Origin of the sequence: Thermomonospora cellulosilytica (assembly GCF_014138835.1) — a bacterium.
In the GTDB taxonomy this organism is placed as follows: Bacteria; Actinomycetota; Actinomycetes; order Streptosporangiales; family Streptosporangiaceae; genus Thermomonospora; species Thermomonospora amylolytica.
Genome location: NZ_JACJII010000001.1, coordinates 1,757,826 through 1,771,366, shown reverse-complemented (window position 1 = coordinate 1,771,366; position 13,541 = coordinate 1,757,826). Strand labels below are relative to the sequence as shown.

Below are 13,541 nucleotides of genomic sequence, written 5' to 3'. Positions count from 1 at the left end.
CAACGTCATCACGGGTCTACCCGAACGACCACGGCTACCAGGCACCGGGAAGGCGACCCGCACATCCTGCACTCTTGCTCACCTCCTCCTCCCCACCTGGTCACCCTCCTCGTGACCCACACGCCGCCCCCTAAGCCCTCTGCTGGCCAACGTTCTCTTTCTCTCCATCACCAAGAACAACGCCCCCGAGCATGCTGTCGGCCAACCCCAGGACCTTTGAAAACCCGAGATCCCCAAATACGTCGCCTATCCTGCAAACAAACCCGTTGCCGCTGTCACCCACGTCACCGGGATGGCCTATTGCGCCGGTGGGGGTGGCTCATCGGTCTGTGCGGTGAAGGCGCAATGGATTGACGGTCCTGGTGTGCTGCCGGGTTCACAGGTGCCCAGGGGACGGGGAAGTCGGCCATGGCGACGGCCACTGGTGTGGCTGCCTGGACGGGGTGGTGGGGCGCGTCGGCGGGGGCGTTCGTGGGTGGGGCGAGTTGCTGGAGATGTCCGGTGGCGGTCCGAGTGGCGGTGGTTTGGGGTTCGCGGTGCTGGGTCTGGTGGAGTTCGGTGATGGTATCCAGGAGGGCGATGAGCTCGGTGAGCAGGGCGATCGCCATCCAGATCGGGTCGTTGCGGCGGAGGTCGGCCAGGGCGAGGAGGCGGGCGGCGGTGCGTAGGCCGTTCCCCGGCGGGGTGGGGGTGGGGAGGCGGCCATAGGGCAGGCGTGCGGCTCGGTCGTAGGAGTTGGCGGCGCGTTGCAGATGCCGGTTGCCGGTGGCGGCAGCGGCGGTGTGCAGGATGTCGGCGGTGGCCCAGCAGATGTCGCGGGCGGCATGGGGATGGCCGAGGGCCAGGTGACGGCGTAGCTGCGCGGTGGCGTCCGCGGTGGCGCGGGCGGCGTCGTCGTAAAACGCCTGCCGTTCCTCGGGGGTCAGGTCCGGTTCGGCTGAGCCGTGCTCGAGGGAGTTCCAGCGGCGTTGGAGTTTGGGGAGGGTGAGGTCGTCGGCCAGGTCGGCGCCGCGGTACCAGATCGGCTGTCCGCCCTGGTCGAGGTGGTCGGGGAGGGTGACGGCGTAGCCGGTGACCTGGGCGGGGTCGATCTGGCTGAAGCGTCGGCGGACGATGACGCCTTGGCGTTCGAGGCGGGTGAGGAACTCCTCGACCGTCCGAGCCTGATCCGCTGCCTGGCGGGCAATCTTCCGGAGGAAGGCTCGGGCGGATCGGGCGGACAGGTGCCGTCCGGTTATCGGATGGTAGTCCGCGGACCGCGGATCGCGATCCGGATCGGCGGCGGACCAGCGGTGACGGAGTCTGGGCAGGGTGAGGTCGGCCGCCAGTTTCCCGCCGCTGTAGAAGATGGGCTGTCCGGCCGTGTTCCGGTCGTCGGGCAGGGCGACGGCGTAGCCGGTGACCTGCTCCGGATCGCGGCGGCTGAACCGCGTTCGGATCAGAACGCCGGCGGAACGCAGCCGGTCGAAGAACTCAACCTCGGAACGGGCACCGGCTGCAGCGGTCTGGACCTGGCGGCGCAGCACGACGCGGGCGGGTTCGGGCTTTCCCTGGCGACGGGCCTTTTCCATCTCGGCACGGGTTGTTCCCTTGGCCGCGGTCCGATTGGCCGGGGCAGTCTTCCGCAGTCCGAAGCGTTCTTCCACCGCCCGGCAGGCGTCCCGGACGCGGTAGGCGTCGTTCCACACGTACGGGCGATCGCCATCGGTGCGGGCCAGGGTGGCGACGATGTGGATGTGGTCGTCGGCGTGCCGGACCGCGATCCAGCGGACCGCGTCCTCGTCGCCCGGACGGGCCAGCCCGGTCCGCGCCATGATCTCCTCGGCGATCTCGGCCCACTGCGCGTCGGTCAGGACCGGATCCTCCGGCGCGGCCCGGACCGGAAGATGCCACACCGGCTTGCGGTAGTTCCGCTCCCCCAGCAACGCCACCGGCTGATTGAGCAACCCCTCCAGGCGGCGGAAGTCCCTCCTGCCGTCCGGCAGGAGGGACGGCTCCAGCTCCCCAGGGCTGCGGAAACCGGCCACGATCCGTGGATTCCGATGGTCCTCACAGCGGCCTGGCCCGTACAGGTAGCGGATCAGCCCCTGAACGCGAGTGCCCCGCATCACTTTCGCGATCACGGCAGGCGTGCTCTCACCGCCTCGGCGGCCTCGTCCAGCTTTTCCGCCACACGGGCCGCAGCATGCGCGTACAGCGCCAACTGCTCGGACAGCTCCCCGGTTGAGTGCAGCGCCGCCACCGCCTGGTTGAAGTTCACCCCCAGCCGGCGTACCCGCCCCGAGGCGCGCATCAGCTCCTCCAGCAGTTCCCGCAGCAGCGCGTACTCCGGCCGTGCCCTGCCCTGAGCCATCGCAAGCGTCGCCTGTGCGGCGAAAGCGCCCGTGGCCAGTCCCTCCCGCTGTGCCGCGGCCAGGATCACCGCGTACTCCTCCGCCGTCAGAACGAACCGCACTCCCTGCGTCCGCCGAGGCCGCTGATACGACCGCCGATTGAGCCGTCTCCCTGACGCGTCCAAGGGACCTTCACCTGCCAGTTCTGATGCACCTCCTCAGTGCTTGCCTGTTGACTTCGGCGTTCCTCCCGGCATCACACCGCCCCGCCGGGGCAGCCGAACGCACGTACCCCTCTGCTGTGGACCGCGCCCGGTCCACAGCGAGTTGACACAACTTCCATCTCTTGCTCGCTCGCCGCCGCCTGCTCCTGCACATGGCGCGGAGGGCCAGATCCCGGCTGAGTACTCGCCTGCGAATCGGGCCTGGTCAAAGGTCCCGCGGCGATCGTGCTGCCACGCCTCACACCTCTCAGGAACGGGCGTGGCCCATCGGACAGAACGAAGCCGGACGACAGCGCCCTCGGCCCTGGTGGGCGCTCTCCCCTCATCGACGGTGCGGGTCCGGCGACCCCACACACTTCTCTTGAGTTAGCTTGGAGCTACTTGCGCTCCATATGGGCCATAGCGTGCCACGCACACGGAGCCCAACGCCACGATGCGCCAGGCGGGAGCGTCCCACCCACTTCCACGAATGACGGACATGCACGGCGTGGGGCCCACTCGCAGCTCGTGGCCGGCGCCATGACCGACTGCTGGCGTCGGCTACTCGCACCTGGCACGACAGTGGGGTTGATCGGTCGTCGCCCTCCGCCCCCATAGCCGCATCCGGGGCCGATGCCCAACGGCGACCGTCCACACCGAAGCCGCGGCCTGTTGGCCGACGACCGAGCCGTGTCAGCCGGCATGCCGCTCTTCCGCGGATCCGGTTGGACCGTGACCCGCCAGCCTCGTTATCGCCTCCGAGACGGTCATCAGCGGCAGGCCGGCCAACGGCGAGAGTGGCCGCGTCTCGGTGACCCCCGTCGTCGTGGGGATGGTGGGGCCGTGCGGCCACGCGCCGAACATCAATCCGGCGAGGTTGTAGCCCTCGGCACGCTGGAGGGTTTGGAACACCACGTCGGAGTCCTCGCCAGGGGTCGCGAACCAGTAGGTGCGTGAGGTGCTCCGAGCGGCGGCCTCTGGCACCAGGTCCGTGTTGGCCTTCTCCGCGCCGGCCATCCAGATGTCCGTCTCCAGATACTCGATCGCGTCCTCAAGCAGCTCGCAGACCTGCAAGCGGGGGAGAAGCGTCTCCCACGGCAGCTCCCCGACGCGGTCGCCGAACAGGCGGTTCAGCTCATCGCGCCCGATGACCACCCTGGTCCGGTCAGATCCGTTGCCGAGTAATTCGACGAAGACCGCCCTCAGGAACCCCTCGGCGTCCACTCCGGTCACCCCGACCCCGGTGGGATGTCCGAGCATCCAGGCGAGAGTACGCAGGTCCGGTGCCCGCACCGTCGTGACGTCGATCTCACGAACGCAGCTCGAGCAGCGGCCGGCCGGCTCGGGATCGCCGGTGATCGTCGGACGTCTGCGCATCCTCTGCGCCAGGGGACAGCTTCCCGGCCCCGCCCGCATATGGGGGTAGGCCATGTAGACACCGACGATTCCCCCGCTCACCAACGCCGCGGTGAGACCTGCATGTTTTCTCGTCATCACGAGAAACCCCCGATATGTACCCCTGTGCACGAGTGTCGCCAGTGCGACATCAGCCAAATCGCCATCAGTCCGACGGCATCCATTCACCGTCGAACATGACCGCCCCATCACCTCAGCGCGAGACACCTTCCGCCAGCTTCACCTTTGAGTGATGGAGACGGTCGCGAGAGTAGGGAGGCCGCGATGATGTTGTCAACCACATGGGAGGGCTCCATGATGGGTGTCGGATTGAAAGTGATTGCACGGCAAGGAAGAACATGACAAAGGGAACATCTCGCACAGAAGATACGCCAGCAAGCCGGCATTCCGATCTGGCGGCCAAGATCGACCTCTTGTTCAAGACCGTGCATCCGGCAGATCGCGGCCCTTACTCCCTCCAAGAGGTCGCAGAGGGCATCGAACGGATCACCGGAGAAAAGGTCTCCCACAACACCCTTTGGAAACTTCGGACAGGAAAGTCGGACAATCCCACCAAGCGAGTCCTGGAAGGCCTGGCTGCGTTCTTCGGCGTCAACCCGGGATACTTCTTCCACGAGAACGTCGGCGAAGAGGTGCGGAGCCAGATCGAACTGCTGGCCATGCTGCGGGACACCGGAGTGCGCGGCGCCCAGCTCCGGACCTTCTTCGAGCTCTCCCCCGCAGGTCAGGAGCTCGTGGCAGAGATGATCATCAGGACCGCTCGGCTGGAGCAGTCGGCCCGGGGTTCATCTGGTGATGCCGAACGATGACGGGTTCGACAAGTACCACTGAGCCTTTTCAGTGAGTGCGCAGGTCTCGAGGGCTTACAGGAAAGGATGCCTTCGGCGATGCGGCCAGCGCGGTGGGGGCAGCAGCGGAGCCGGCGCAGGATCCGCCAGTTCTTCGGCTGGGCGATAGCTTGCTCGCCTGGGCACGCAGCCGGGCGTGGGCGCGATTGGCGTCTCTGAGCGACTCGGGCTTGTCACGGCCCCTATAGAGGTCAGCATGCAACGCACCCGACACCACACCAGCCGACCGTCGAGAGCAGCGGTGACCTACAGTTTCCGTCCAGGCCACTGAACCGGCCCCGCCGGCGCCGACACCACCAGGTCCCCCGCGCCACTACCAACGAAGAATTAGCTCAGCATACAATTTCCGCTGAGGCAATATCTCCTCAACCTCCTCGACGGCAACGCCCGGATAGGCCGATCGCCACGGCTTGCTCATCAACACCGCCATGATCAGGTTACCGACCCTGCAATCAGACCCATCAAGACGGAAAAGTCCGGTCGACCGAAGTGGATACCCGTCACATTCGAGCAATGGTGGCGACAATGCTGACCAATCCCATTGCCATGAGAAGCCCGCCGCCAGCGCTGCGCACGAACTTGTCAGCCTCCCTGCCCTCACTGGAGGACAGTGGAATCTTTCGCGAAACCCAGTTCAGATACCTTTCCGCATATTTCAACCACAGCCAGCCGGCGCCGACCAGTATCGCACCGAGCACGATCTCGCCGGGCGTCGTCCAGTCGAAGCCGCCGTCCGGCCCGGCGATGTAGCCGTCCAGGGAGACGTTCATCGAATAGGTCACGCTGCGCATCACAGGTTCTCCTCGGTGACGGGTTCGACAGTACGACCACCGGATCCCGCAGGACTCGTCGCGGCTCGCGGGATCTCCTGGGCCGTGCCATCTCGCGAGATCATTGCGTTGAGAACGCCTCACGGGCCGGCAAGGCCGGCCGTGCCAAGCATGCGGCGCCGAGTGGCCCGTCATGGGGACCCCAACGGGGCTGTTTCAGGGAGCGCCGTCACCGGTCACCTGGTGATGGCTCTACGGATCACCAGCCAGGGATTCCGCCCTTCGGATCAGATCATCAGCCGACAGCCCGGGATGGCTGGCCGCGGTTCACCTCGGCACTGCGGTGTCCAAGCCCTCCGGGTCGCGTCGGCGGGTCAGGTGGGCGAGGCGTTGGGACCATGGGCGGTGGGAGGTTCCCAGGGCCGCCTCCGCCAGGCGGTGGAGCTGGATGTCTCCGGTGCCGGCGGGTGCGTAGACGTGGAAGGCGTCGCGGACCAGGCGTTCGAGGGGGCGGTCGGTGTGCAGCCCGGCTGCGCCGTGGATCTCCATGGCGGTACGGGCGGAGTCCAGGGCGGCTTCGACGTTGTGGTACTTGGCGTTGATCAGTTCGGTGTCGCAGGGTCGGCCGTGGTCCAGCAGGTGCACGGCGTGGTAGGCGGTCAGGCGGGCGGTCATCAGCCGGTGCTGCATCAGCCCGATCTTGTGCCGGATGGTGGGCAGGTCGGCCAGCGGCTTGCCGTAGCGGTGGCGTTCCCGCACTTCGCGCAGGGTTTCGTCGACGATGGCCTGGTGCAGGCCCAGCGCGACGGCGGTCAGGTTGGGGCGGCCGTACAGGATGCTGGAGCTGTAGGCGACGGCCAGCCCGTCGCCTTCGTCGCCGAGGAGGTTGGTGGCCGGGACGCGGACCCGGTCGAGCACGAGTTCACCGAAGCTGAAGCCGCGCAGGCCCATGGCGGGCCGGTAGGGGGTCAGCGACAGGCCCGGCCGGTCGGCTTCGACCAGGAAGGCTGACAACCCTTTCGAGCCGGGCCGGGTGCGGACGACGATGCCGTGCAGGTGGCCGATGTGGCTGTTGCCGACGAACACCTTGCGGCCGTTCAGCACGTACTCGTTGCCTTCACGTCGGGCGGTGGAGTGCATGCCCAGGACGTGGCCGCCGGACTCGGGTTCGGTGACCGCGATGGTGGGCAGGCATTCCCCGGCCGCGATCGCGGGCAGCCAGGTCCGCTTCTGCTCCTCGGTCCCGAAGTGGATGATCTTCGCCGCGCCGAGCTGGGAGGCCTGGGTCATGGCGCCCATGGCGCCGCTGACCCTCGACAGTTCCTCGATGATGAGGGTCTTGGCGAGGTGATCGGCGCCCATTCCGCCGTAGGCGGGGTCGATGGTCGCCCCGATCCACCCCTGCCGGGCGATCAGCGCGGACAGCTCACGTTCGACGGCGGCGGAAGACTCCATGTGCGGCACGCGGGGGGCGACTTCGGCTTCGGCGAAGTCGCGTACCTGCCGGCGCAGGCGTTCGTGATCGTCGGTCAGGTACGGAGCTGTCGGGCCTGTCGGGTACGGAGGTGTCGTCGGAACTGGCGAAGAGGACATCCCTGTTCCCTCCCACTGGGGCGGCTGCCGGGCGGTTCCGGCCGTAGTGGTCGCTACTGCGGCCTGTGGCGGAGGCGCTGGTAGATGCGGTCCATGAGTGCGTCGCGTCGGGCTTTGATCAGGGCGAGTGAGGCCTTGCCGGTGGAGCGCGGGAGCGCGGTGGTGCCCACGACGCACACGGTGCCCAGCACGGTGCCGGTGGGCTGGTGGATGAGCGGGGCACCGGCATAGGTCCGAATCCCGATCTGGTCGACCACGGGGTTGCTCGCGAACCGGGGAGCGGCGAAGACATCGGGCAGGACCAGTGCTTTCCTGCGGTCGACCACTTCGGGGCAGTAGCCGTGGTCGCGGGGCATGGTCCGGCCCACTGTCGGCAGATCGCCGCCTGCCGGGTTGTGCAGGCCGGCGAAGACCTGCTCGTCGGTGATCAGGTTGACCATGGCGTAGGGCTCGCTGGGCGCCTCGGCGTCGCGGGCCAGGCCGGCGGCGAACGCGCGGGCCAGGTCGGTGGCGAACGCATCGAACTCGGCGTCGGCGTCGCCGAGTCCCAGGTCGTTCAGCAGCCACAGCCGTTGGTCGCGCTGGTCGTCGGGTTCGGGCAGGTGCAGGCCGGAATCGGCGACGAAGGTCATGGGCGTGCTCTCAGTGGAGGGGATCCGGCGCCGGGCCGGGCATCGGATCGGCTGCGGGAGAGGGCGTGGCTGACCAGGGTGGTCAGTACGGCGGCGGCGGAGCGGGTGTCGCGGGCGTCGCACAGCACGACAGGCACCTGCTTGGGGAGTTCCAGCGCGTGGCGGACCTCGGTGGGCGTGTAGCGGTGGGGGGCGTCGTCGAAATCGTTGACCGCCACCACGAACGGCAGGCCGCGTTGCTCGAAGTAGTCGACCGCGGTGAAGCCGGCCTCCAGGCGCCGGGTGTCGACCAGGACGACGGCACCGATGGCACCGTGGGTCAGGTCGTCCCAGAGGAACAGGAAGCGTTCCTGGCCCGGGGTGCCGAACAGGAACAGCACCATGGGCTGCGGATGGCGGAAGCTGATGCGGCCGAAGTCCATGGACACGGTCGTGGTGGTCTTGTCTTCCACTCCGGTCAGGCAGTCGGTCCCGGCACCGGCGGTGGTCAGGTACTCCTCCGTCGTCAGCGGGGGGATCTCGCTGACCGCGCCGACCAGCGTGGTCTTGCCGACGCCGAACCCACCCGCGATCACGATCTTCAGCAGGGCCGGGACCACGCCTGCGTGCTCAGGCGACGCCGGAGAAGTGGGTGTGTAGGCCGGCAAGGAGTGACTCCAGAAGCTGGGTGCCGTTGTCGGGGTCGGAGGCGGGGTCGCCGGATGCGGTGTCGGGCACCGCGATGATCAGCGCGCCGCAGTCGATCAGGTCACTCAGGATGATCTTGGTGACCTGGGCGGGTTGCCCGATCGTGGCGGCGATCTCGGCCACCGAGCGCTGCCCGCCGCGGCACAGCCGAAGAGCCTGTTCGGCCTCCGGTGCCAGCGGTTCGGCGGGCAGGGCGTCTCCGGCCGCCAGCAGGGAGACCAGGCGCATCGCGTGCCGGGGACGGGTCCGTCCCCCGGTGACCACATAGGGGCGCACGTCGTGCTCGTCCTGCACCACCCAGGCCGGGTCGTCGAGATGCGCCATGTCACCGGCCGCCGCCGGGGTGCGCATCGCCGCGGCGGGCGGTGACCAGGTGCTCGGGCAGGCTGCTGAGCAGCGCGGCCATCTGGTATCCGATCACGCCCGGGTCGCAGTCCGGCGCGGCCAGTACGCCGAGAACGCAGCCGACCATGCGCGCATCGGTTCCCGCCGGCACCGGAGCCCCTGGTGCCAGGACGTCATCGGCGCTCATCACGAACAGGCAGGCCAGGTTGTGCTCGATGACGACCTGGCGGACGCCGCCGTCCGAGGTGCCCTTGATGCGGTCGGTGCCGCTCTTGGCCAGGGAGTACAGGCCGGACATCACTGCGGCCAGGGCGTCCGCCTGGTCATTGGTCAGACCCGCGGCGGCCAGCTGCAGGCCGTCACGGGAGGCCAGCAGCGCGCCGTCGGCACCGGCGACCCGTTGGACGAAGTCCTGCAGGAGCCAGCCCAGGCCCGGGCTGTCAGGCGTCTGGGGCGAGGGCACGTGGTTCGTCATCAACATCTCCCAGCAGTTGGTGCGGCAGACATGGCAGGAAAAGGGGGGTGGCTGTGGTGGCCCGTCCGGCCGATCAGCCCGTCGCGGCGTCAGGGCGGGGCGTCTTGGCGGCGGGGCTGTGTGCCCCTCGCCGGACGCCTTCGGTGAAGCCGGCCATCAGGCCGGGAGTGGCCGGCCGGGATGTGGTGCTTGGGGGTTCGGACGAGGCTGGTTCTCGGTGCTGCGTGCTTCTGCGTTGGGGCAGAGGGGGCCTGCCGTCGGATAGCGGAACGTCGCCGACTGCGCCGTGGGACCCCGCTGGGGATGCCGAGGTGGCGTTCCTTCGTCGCGTTGGCAGCTCATCTGGGGCGTGCGCCATGGCGGCGGCCGATATCCGGGGCGGGGCGGAAGCGGCTACGGCGACCACTCCTGCCTGGATGTCGTTCGGAACCGTCCCAGGCGTCCCGGCCTTGGTGGTCGGCGTGTGCGGTGTCGGCTGCTTTGGAGGTGCCAGCAGGTTGCCCGGCACAAGGACGCGCGCCTGTGTTCCCCCGTCCTCGACGGGCCGCAGCTCTATCCGGATGTCGTGGCGGCGGGCCAGCCGAGCGGCCACCAGCAACCCGATCTGCCCCTGCTTGAGCTGCCTGCGCACGTCGACCTTCTCCGGCGCGGCCAGCAACCGGTTCATGGTCGCCAGCCGTTCCGCTGACATGGACAGCCCACGGTCCTCGATCTCGATGGCCAGGCCCTCCGGCGTCTGCGCCGTGCGCATCAGCACCTGGGTCTGCGGAGGGGAGAATCTCGTGGCGTTCTCGACCAGCTCGGCCAGCAGGAGAGTGACGTCCGGTCCGGCATAGCCCGGCAGCGCCAGCTTGGTCCTGGGCAGCACCACCCGGACCCGCTCGTAGTGCTCGACCTCGGCCACCGCCTGACGCAGTACCGTCGCCAGCACCACCGGCTCGGTCCCCCGGCGTGCGGTCTCGCCGCCCAGCACGGCCAGCCTTGCGGCCACCCGCCGGCTCTGGGTCACCAGATGGTCGATCCGGTACAGCTCGTACAGCAGGTCCGGATCCTCCACCTGGCGTTCGAGGGAGGTCAGCGCCGCCAACGCGCGACCGACCAGCGCGTGCAGGCGTCGGCCGATCGACACCAACACCTCGCGCTCGGGCTCAGAACTCCCCGACGCCCGCGCCCCCAGCGACTCCAGACGGCCCAAGATCGTGGTGAAGTGGCCGTCGAACCGACTCAGGTGCTCGTTCCACCTGTCGGTGTCCTGCCGGAGGGCAGCGATCCACTCCCGCAGCTCCCCGCGCAGCCCGGCGACCGCGTTCTCACCGTGCTGCCGCTCGGCGGCAAGGCGGCGCATGGTGGCGCCGTTCTCCGCGGCCTGAACCGCCGCCTGCACCACCTGGTCCAGCCATCCGGTGATCGGCTGCCCGACCGCCTCGCCATCCAGGGCGCTCGGGATCGGCAATCCACTGAGCGCCGCTGGGAGCCGTACGTGGGCCAGGTGCGCCAGCGCCTGTTGGAGGTCTTGCATCTGGCGGTGGTGATACTCCTGCCACCGCTGATCGGTGTCGAGCACCTGATGATGCGCCTGCTCGCGCAGCCGGACCAGCTCGGCCTGGTGTCGCGCCACCTGATCCTGCTGACGGCGCAGAGCCTGCTGTGCCCCGATTCGCTGCTGCCATAGAGCCAGTGCCAGCACCATCAACGCCACGGCTGCGGCGACGTCCGCCGACGCCGCATCGTCGAGCGCCCAGGTGCCCATCACGTGGAACGCCAGGACTCCGGCACAGACCCAGGCCGCCCATTCCCACCGTGTCGGTCGCTGACGCAGGTCAGAGGCCACCGGCAACTGGGAAGCGGAACCCGGCCACGGTGGACCTTCCGGATCCTGTAGTTCCCACTGCACGGCGCTACCGTTCACCGCTCACCACCAGCCCGCACCGGGCCACCGTCCTATCGATCACGTCTTGTCTCGCCATGCCTGTCAGGAAGAGATGGCGCGAGAGGCGCCGTGGCGGCCATCGGCCGAGTGCCCGAGGTCCCGCCGGATCAGCGCCTCGGCGTCGGTGGGGTCGGCCCCGCCGTCACCATCGGGGACGCAGTGCAGCGCTTTCTTGATGTGCACGACGGCGTCGTGGGGGTGGCGGGCTTCGCAGATCCATCTCCGCTCCGGCCATGCGAACCACACCTGGTAGTCGTCGTCGGGTCGGCGGAGCGCCCATACCTCCACCGGCGGCCCGTCCCCGTTCCGCACGGTCAGCTGCAGCGTCTCGACGGTGACGTCGTACTTCTGCCCACGGAGCAGCCCGGCCAGCTCCTGCAGTGCGACCTGCCGCGGATCAGTACCCAGCCCCTCGGTGCCCAGGCGGGTCATGCCGCGTTCCTGCCGGCGAATCGGGTGATCTCGGCGAACAGGTCACCGGCCGGGTCCACCGTGGAGGTGGGCTCCCACTCCTCCACCAGGACTGCGCGGATGCGACGGTCCACACGCATCTTTGCCAGGAGGCGGTCGTAGCGGTAGCCGCCCGTCCAGCCGATGCAGACCTTGTGCAGCAGCCCGAACGCTCGGACCGGAGCGTCCAGCAGGGCCTGCTCCATGTGCCTCATCGCCCGAGCGCGGTCGCCGCAGACACCGACCGCCCCAAGCGCCGGCGGAGCACCCGCAGCCGGATCGCCCAAGGCCTCGATGACCGTCCAGGAGAACAGGTCACCGCTGGGCACGGCAGGGGGTTTCAGCAGGCCGAGCCCGGCCGGACGCAGCCGGGGCACCGCTGGGTCGACAGACATCTGAACGCGCCTTCCGCATGCACCATCGCCATCAGGGAGGGGACGGCGCCGCGCCGGTCACCGCCCCCCGACCGCACACCGCACTGCTTTGTGCGGTCACTGTCAGCGAACACCCGGCGCACTGGACGCGGCTATCCGACAATGAGCGGCAGACCCCGACACAGCACCGGCAAAGACCGACAGAACACCGATCGCGCCCGCCGGTGAGGTGCCGCCGACCGGAGCGAAGGTGCACGCTCATGGCGTACGAAACGACGCAGCGAGTACGCGACCGGCTGCGCGCGGAACGCAAGCGCCGCGGATGGGACACCCTCCGGATGGCGCGGGCGCTCCGCGACGCCGCCGAAGACCCGCGCGAGATGCCGACCCTCCCCAGCCTCAAACGCAGCATCGAACGGTGGGAGGGCGGGCAGGTCACGCGTATCAGCGAGCGTTACCGCCTCCTGTACTGCAAGGCCCTGAACATGTCCGAGGACGAGCTGTTCAACCCCGACACCCTTCCCCCGCCGGACGCCCCGCTCCCCCGACCGACGCCCGGTGACATCCCGGTGGTGCGGAACATGCTGACCGCGCTGACCGCCTCCGACCGGCAGTTCGGGGGCGAGCACGCCCGCCAGTACGCCACCGACTACCTGACCCGGGTCGTGCAGCCCCGCCTGCACGCCCCCGCTCCCGAGCCGCTGCGGCGTGACCTGTTCGCCGTCGCGGCCGAGTTCTCGATGCGGGTGTCGGCCATGCACATGGACGTCGGGCAGACCACCACGGCGCTGCAACTGCTGGCGACCGCAGCGAGCATGGCCCACGAAAGCGATGACACCGCTCTGTCGGCATGGGTGCTGGCCCGCCGCGGCGAACATGAACTCCACCTGGCGGCCACCGGCACGCGGCCGGACCGGCGTCGTACGCACATCGACCAGGCACTCGCCTACACCGGCGGCGCCTGCGGCCTGGCCCGCAACACCGGCCCCCTCAGCCGCGCCTTCGTCCGCACCAAACACGCGCTGGCCTGGTCGATGACCGGTGACCCCACCGAAACCCAACGGGCACTGGCGGCGATGTGGCGCGCCTACGAACAGCCCGCCACCGGCCCGGAACCGGCCTGGGCCGGCTCGTACGGATGGGGACACCTGCGACACGAGGAAGCCCGCTGCCTGGTCAACATCGGCCTCGGCGACCGCGCCGTACGAGCCGCCGAAGAATCCCTGACCGTCCGCCAGGACGCGCGCCCCAAAGCGTTCACCCTGGGCGTCCTGGCGATCGGGCACGCCCAGGCCGGCCGTATCGACCAGGCATGCGGCACGGCCCGCGAGCTGATCACCCTCGCCGGTCAGCTGTCGTCCGCCCGGGTCCGGCTGCGCCTGCGCGAAGTACTGGACGCCCTGGAGCCGCACCGCACGGTCCCGGCCGTCGGCGAGGTGTTCGAGGCGGCCCGACCGGTATTGCATCCGACCGGGTGACCCGGGA

14 protein-coding genes and 1 pseudogene are annotated in these 13,541 nt (G+C 69.1%); 2 read left to right on the top strand and 13 right to left on the bottom strand.

Features of this window, described 5'->3' with window-relative positions:
- Positions 1–284: 284 nt before the first annotated feature.
- The 3 genes from HNR21_RS35925 to HNR21_RS08520 all read right to left on the bottom strand — a co-directional run bounded on the left by HNR21_RS35925 (position 285) and on the right by HNR21_RS08520 (position 3,913).
- Complete coding sequence (locus HNR21_RS35925; protein ID WP_182704760.1) at positions 285–2,108, bottom strand: relaxase/mobilization nuclease domain-containing protein; 1,824 nt, start codon at positions 2,106–2,108, stop codon at positions 285–287.
- 11 nt (positions 2,109–2,119) lie between these two features.
- The gene (locus HNR21_RS08525) at positions 2,120–2,455 is read right to left on the bottom strand and encodes a hypothetical protein (RefSeq protein WP_182704759.1); all 336 of its coding nucleotides are present in this window, start codon (positions 2,453–2,455) and stop codon (positions 2,120–2,122) included.
- A gap of 774 nt (positions 2,456–3,229) precedes the next feature.
- On the bottom strand, positions 3,230–3,913 hold the full coding sequence (locus HNR21_RS08520) for a hypothetical protein (protein WP_182704758.1): 684 nt from the start codon (positions 3,911–3,913) through the stop codon (positions 3,230–3,232).
- Between the two features lie 377 nt (positions 3,914–4,290).
- On the opposite strand from HNR21_RS08520, the gene HNR21_RS08515 reads away from it, so the two are divergent.
- Positions 4,291–4,761 (top strand): helix-turn-helix transcriptional regulator, encoded by a 471-nt coding sequence (locus tag HNR21_RS08515; protein WP_182704757.1) that lies wholly within the window; start codon positions 4,291–4,293, stop codon positions 4,759–4,761.
- A 65-nt stretch (positions 4,762–4,826) separates the two neighbouring features.
- On the opposite strand, the pseudogene HNR21_RS08510 reads toward HNR21_RS08515, so the two are convergent.
- From HNR21_RS08510 to HNR21_RS08465, 10 genes and pseudogenes are all read right to left on the bottom strand, one after another.
- Positions 4,827–4,987, bottom strand: a pseudogene (locus HNR21_RS08510) (IS5/IS1182 family transposase); the annotation flags it as partial.
- Positions 4,988–5,300: 313 nt separating this feature from the next.
- Entirely contained in the window at positions 5,301–5,591 is a 291-nt protein-coding gene (locus tag HNR21_RS35085; RefSeq protein ID WP_246442023.1) for a hypothetical protein, read from the bottom strand.
- 306 nt (positions 5,592–5,897) lie between these two features.
- Positions 5,898–7,103, bottom strand: a complete 1,206-nt coding sequence (locus tag HNR21_RS08500) for an acyl-CoA dehydrogenase family protein (protein WP_281402121.1) — start codon at positions 7,101–7,103, stop codon at positions 5,898–5,900.
- Between the two features lie 113 nt (positions 7,104–7,216).
- Positions 7,217–7,795, bottom strand: a complete 579-nt coding sequence (locus HNR21_RS08495; RefSeq protein WP_182704755.1) for a GAF domain-containing protein — start codon at positions 7,793–7,795, stop codon at positions 7,217–7,219.
- Positions 7,792–8,394, bottom strand: a complete 603-nt coding sequence (locus HNR21_RS08490; protein ID WP_182704754.1) for a GTP-binding protein — start codon at positions 8,392–8,394, stop codon at positions 7,792–7,794. Before HNR21_RS08490 ends, HNR21_RS08495 begins: the two co-directional genes overlap by 4 nt.
- A gap of 10 nt (positions 8,395–8,404) precedes the next feature.
- Complete coding sequence (locus HNR21_RS08485; protein ID WP_182704753.1) at positions 8,405–8,806, bottom strand: DUF742 domain-containing protein; 402 nt, start codon at positions 8,804–8,806, stop codon at positions 8,405–8,407.
- 1 nt (position 8,807) lies between these two features.
- Positions 8,808–9,302 carry a roadblock/LC7 domain-containing protein gene (locus tag HNR21_RS08480; protein WP_182704752.1) on the bottom strand — a complete coding sequence of 165 codons (495 nt, stop codon included), beginning with the start codon at positions 9,300–9,302 and terminating at the stop codon, positions 8,808–8,810.
- A 73-nt stretch (positions 9,303–9,375) separates the two neighbouring features.
- On the bottom strand, positions 9,376–11,052 hold the full coding sequence (locus tag HNR21_RS08475; RefSeq protein ID WP_220500088.1) for a sensor histidine kinase: 1,677 nt from the start codon (positions 11,050–11,052) through the stop codon (positions 9,376–9,378).
- Positions 11,053–11,274: 222 nt separating this feature from the next.
- Positions 11,275–11,664, bottom strand: coding sequence for a hypothetical protein (locus tag HNR21_RS08470; protein ID WP_182704750.1), 390 nt, complete (start codon positions 11,662–11,664; stop codon positions 11,275–11,277).
- Complete coding sequence (locus HNR21_RS08465) at positions 11,661–12,077, bottom strand: hypothetical protein (RefSeq protein WP_182704749.1); 417 nt, start codon at positions 12,075–12,077, stop codon at positions 11,661–11,663. Before HNR21_RS08465 ends, HNR21_RS08470 begins: the two co-directional genes overlap by 4 nt.
- Before the next feature lie 239 nt (positions 12,078–12,316).
- Between HNR21_RS08465 and HNR21_RS08460 the strand changes: the two genes are divergently transcribed.
- Positions 12,317–13,534 (top strand): NsdA family TPR-like regulatory protein, encoded by a 1,218-nt coding sequence (locus HNR21_RS08460; protein WP_182704748.1) that lies wholly within the window; start codon positions 12,317–12,319, stop codon positions 13,532–13,534.
- The last annotated feature ends 7 nt before the right edge of the window (positions 13,535–13,541 follow it).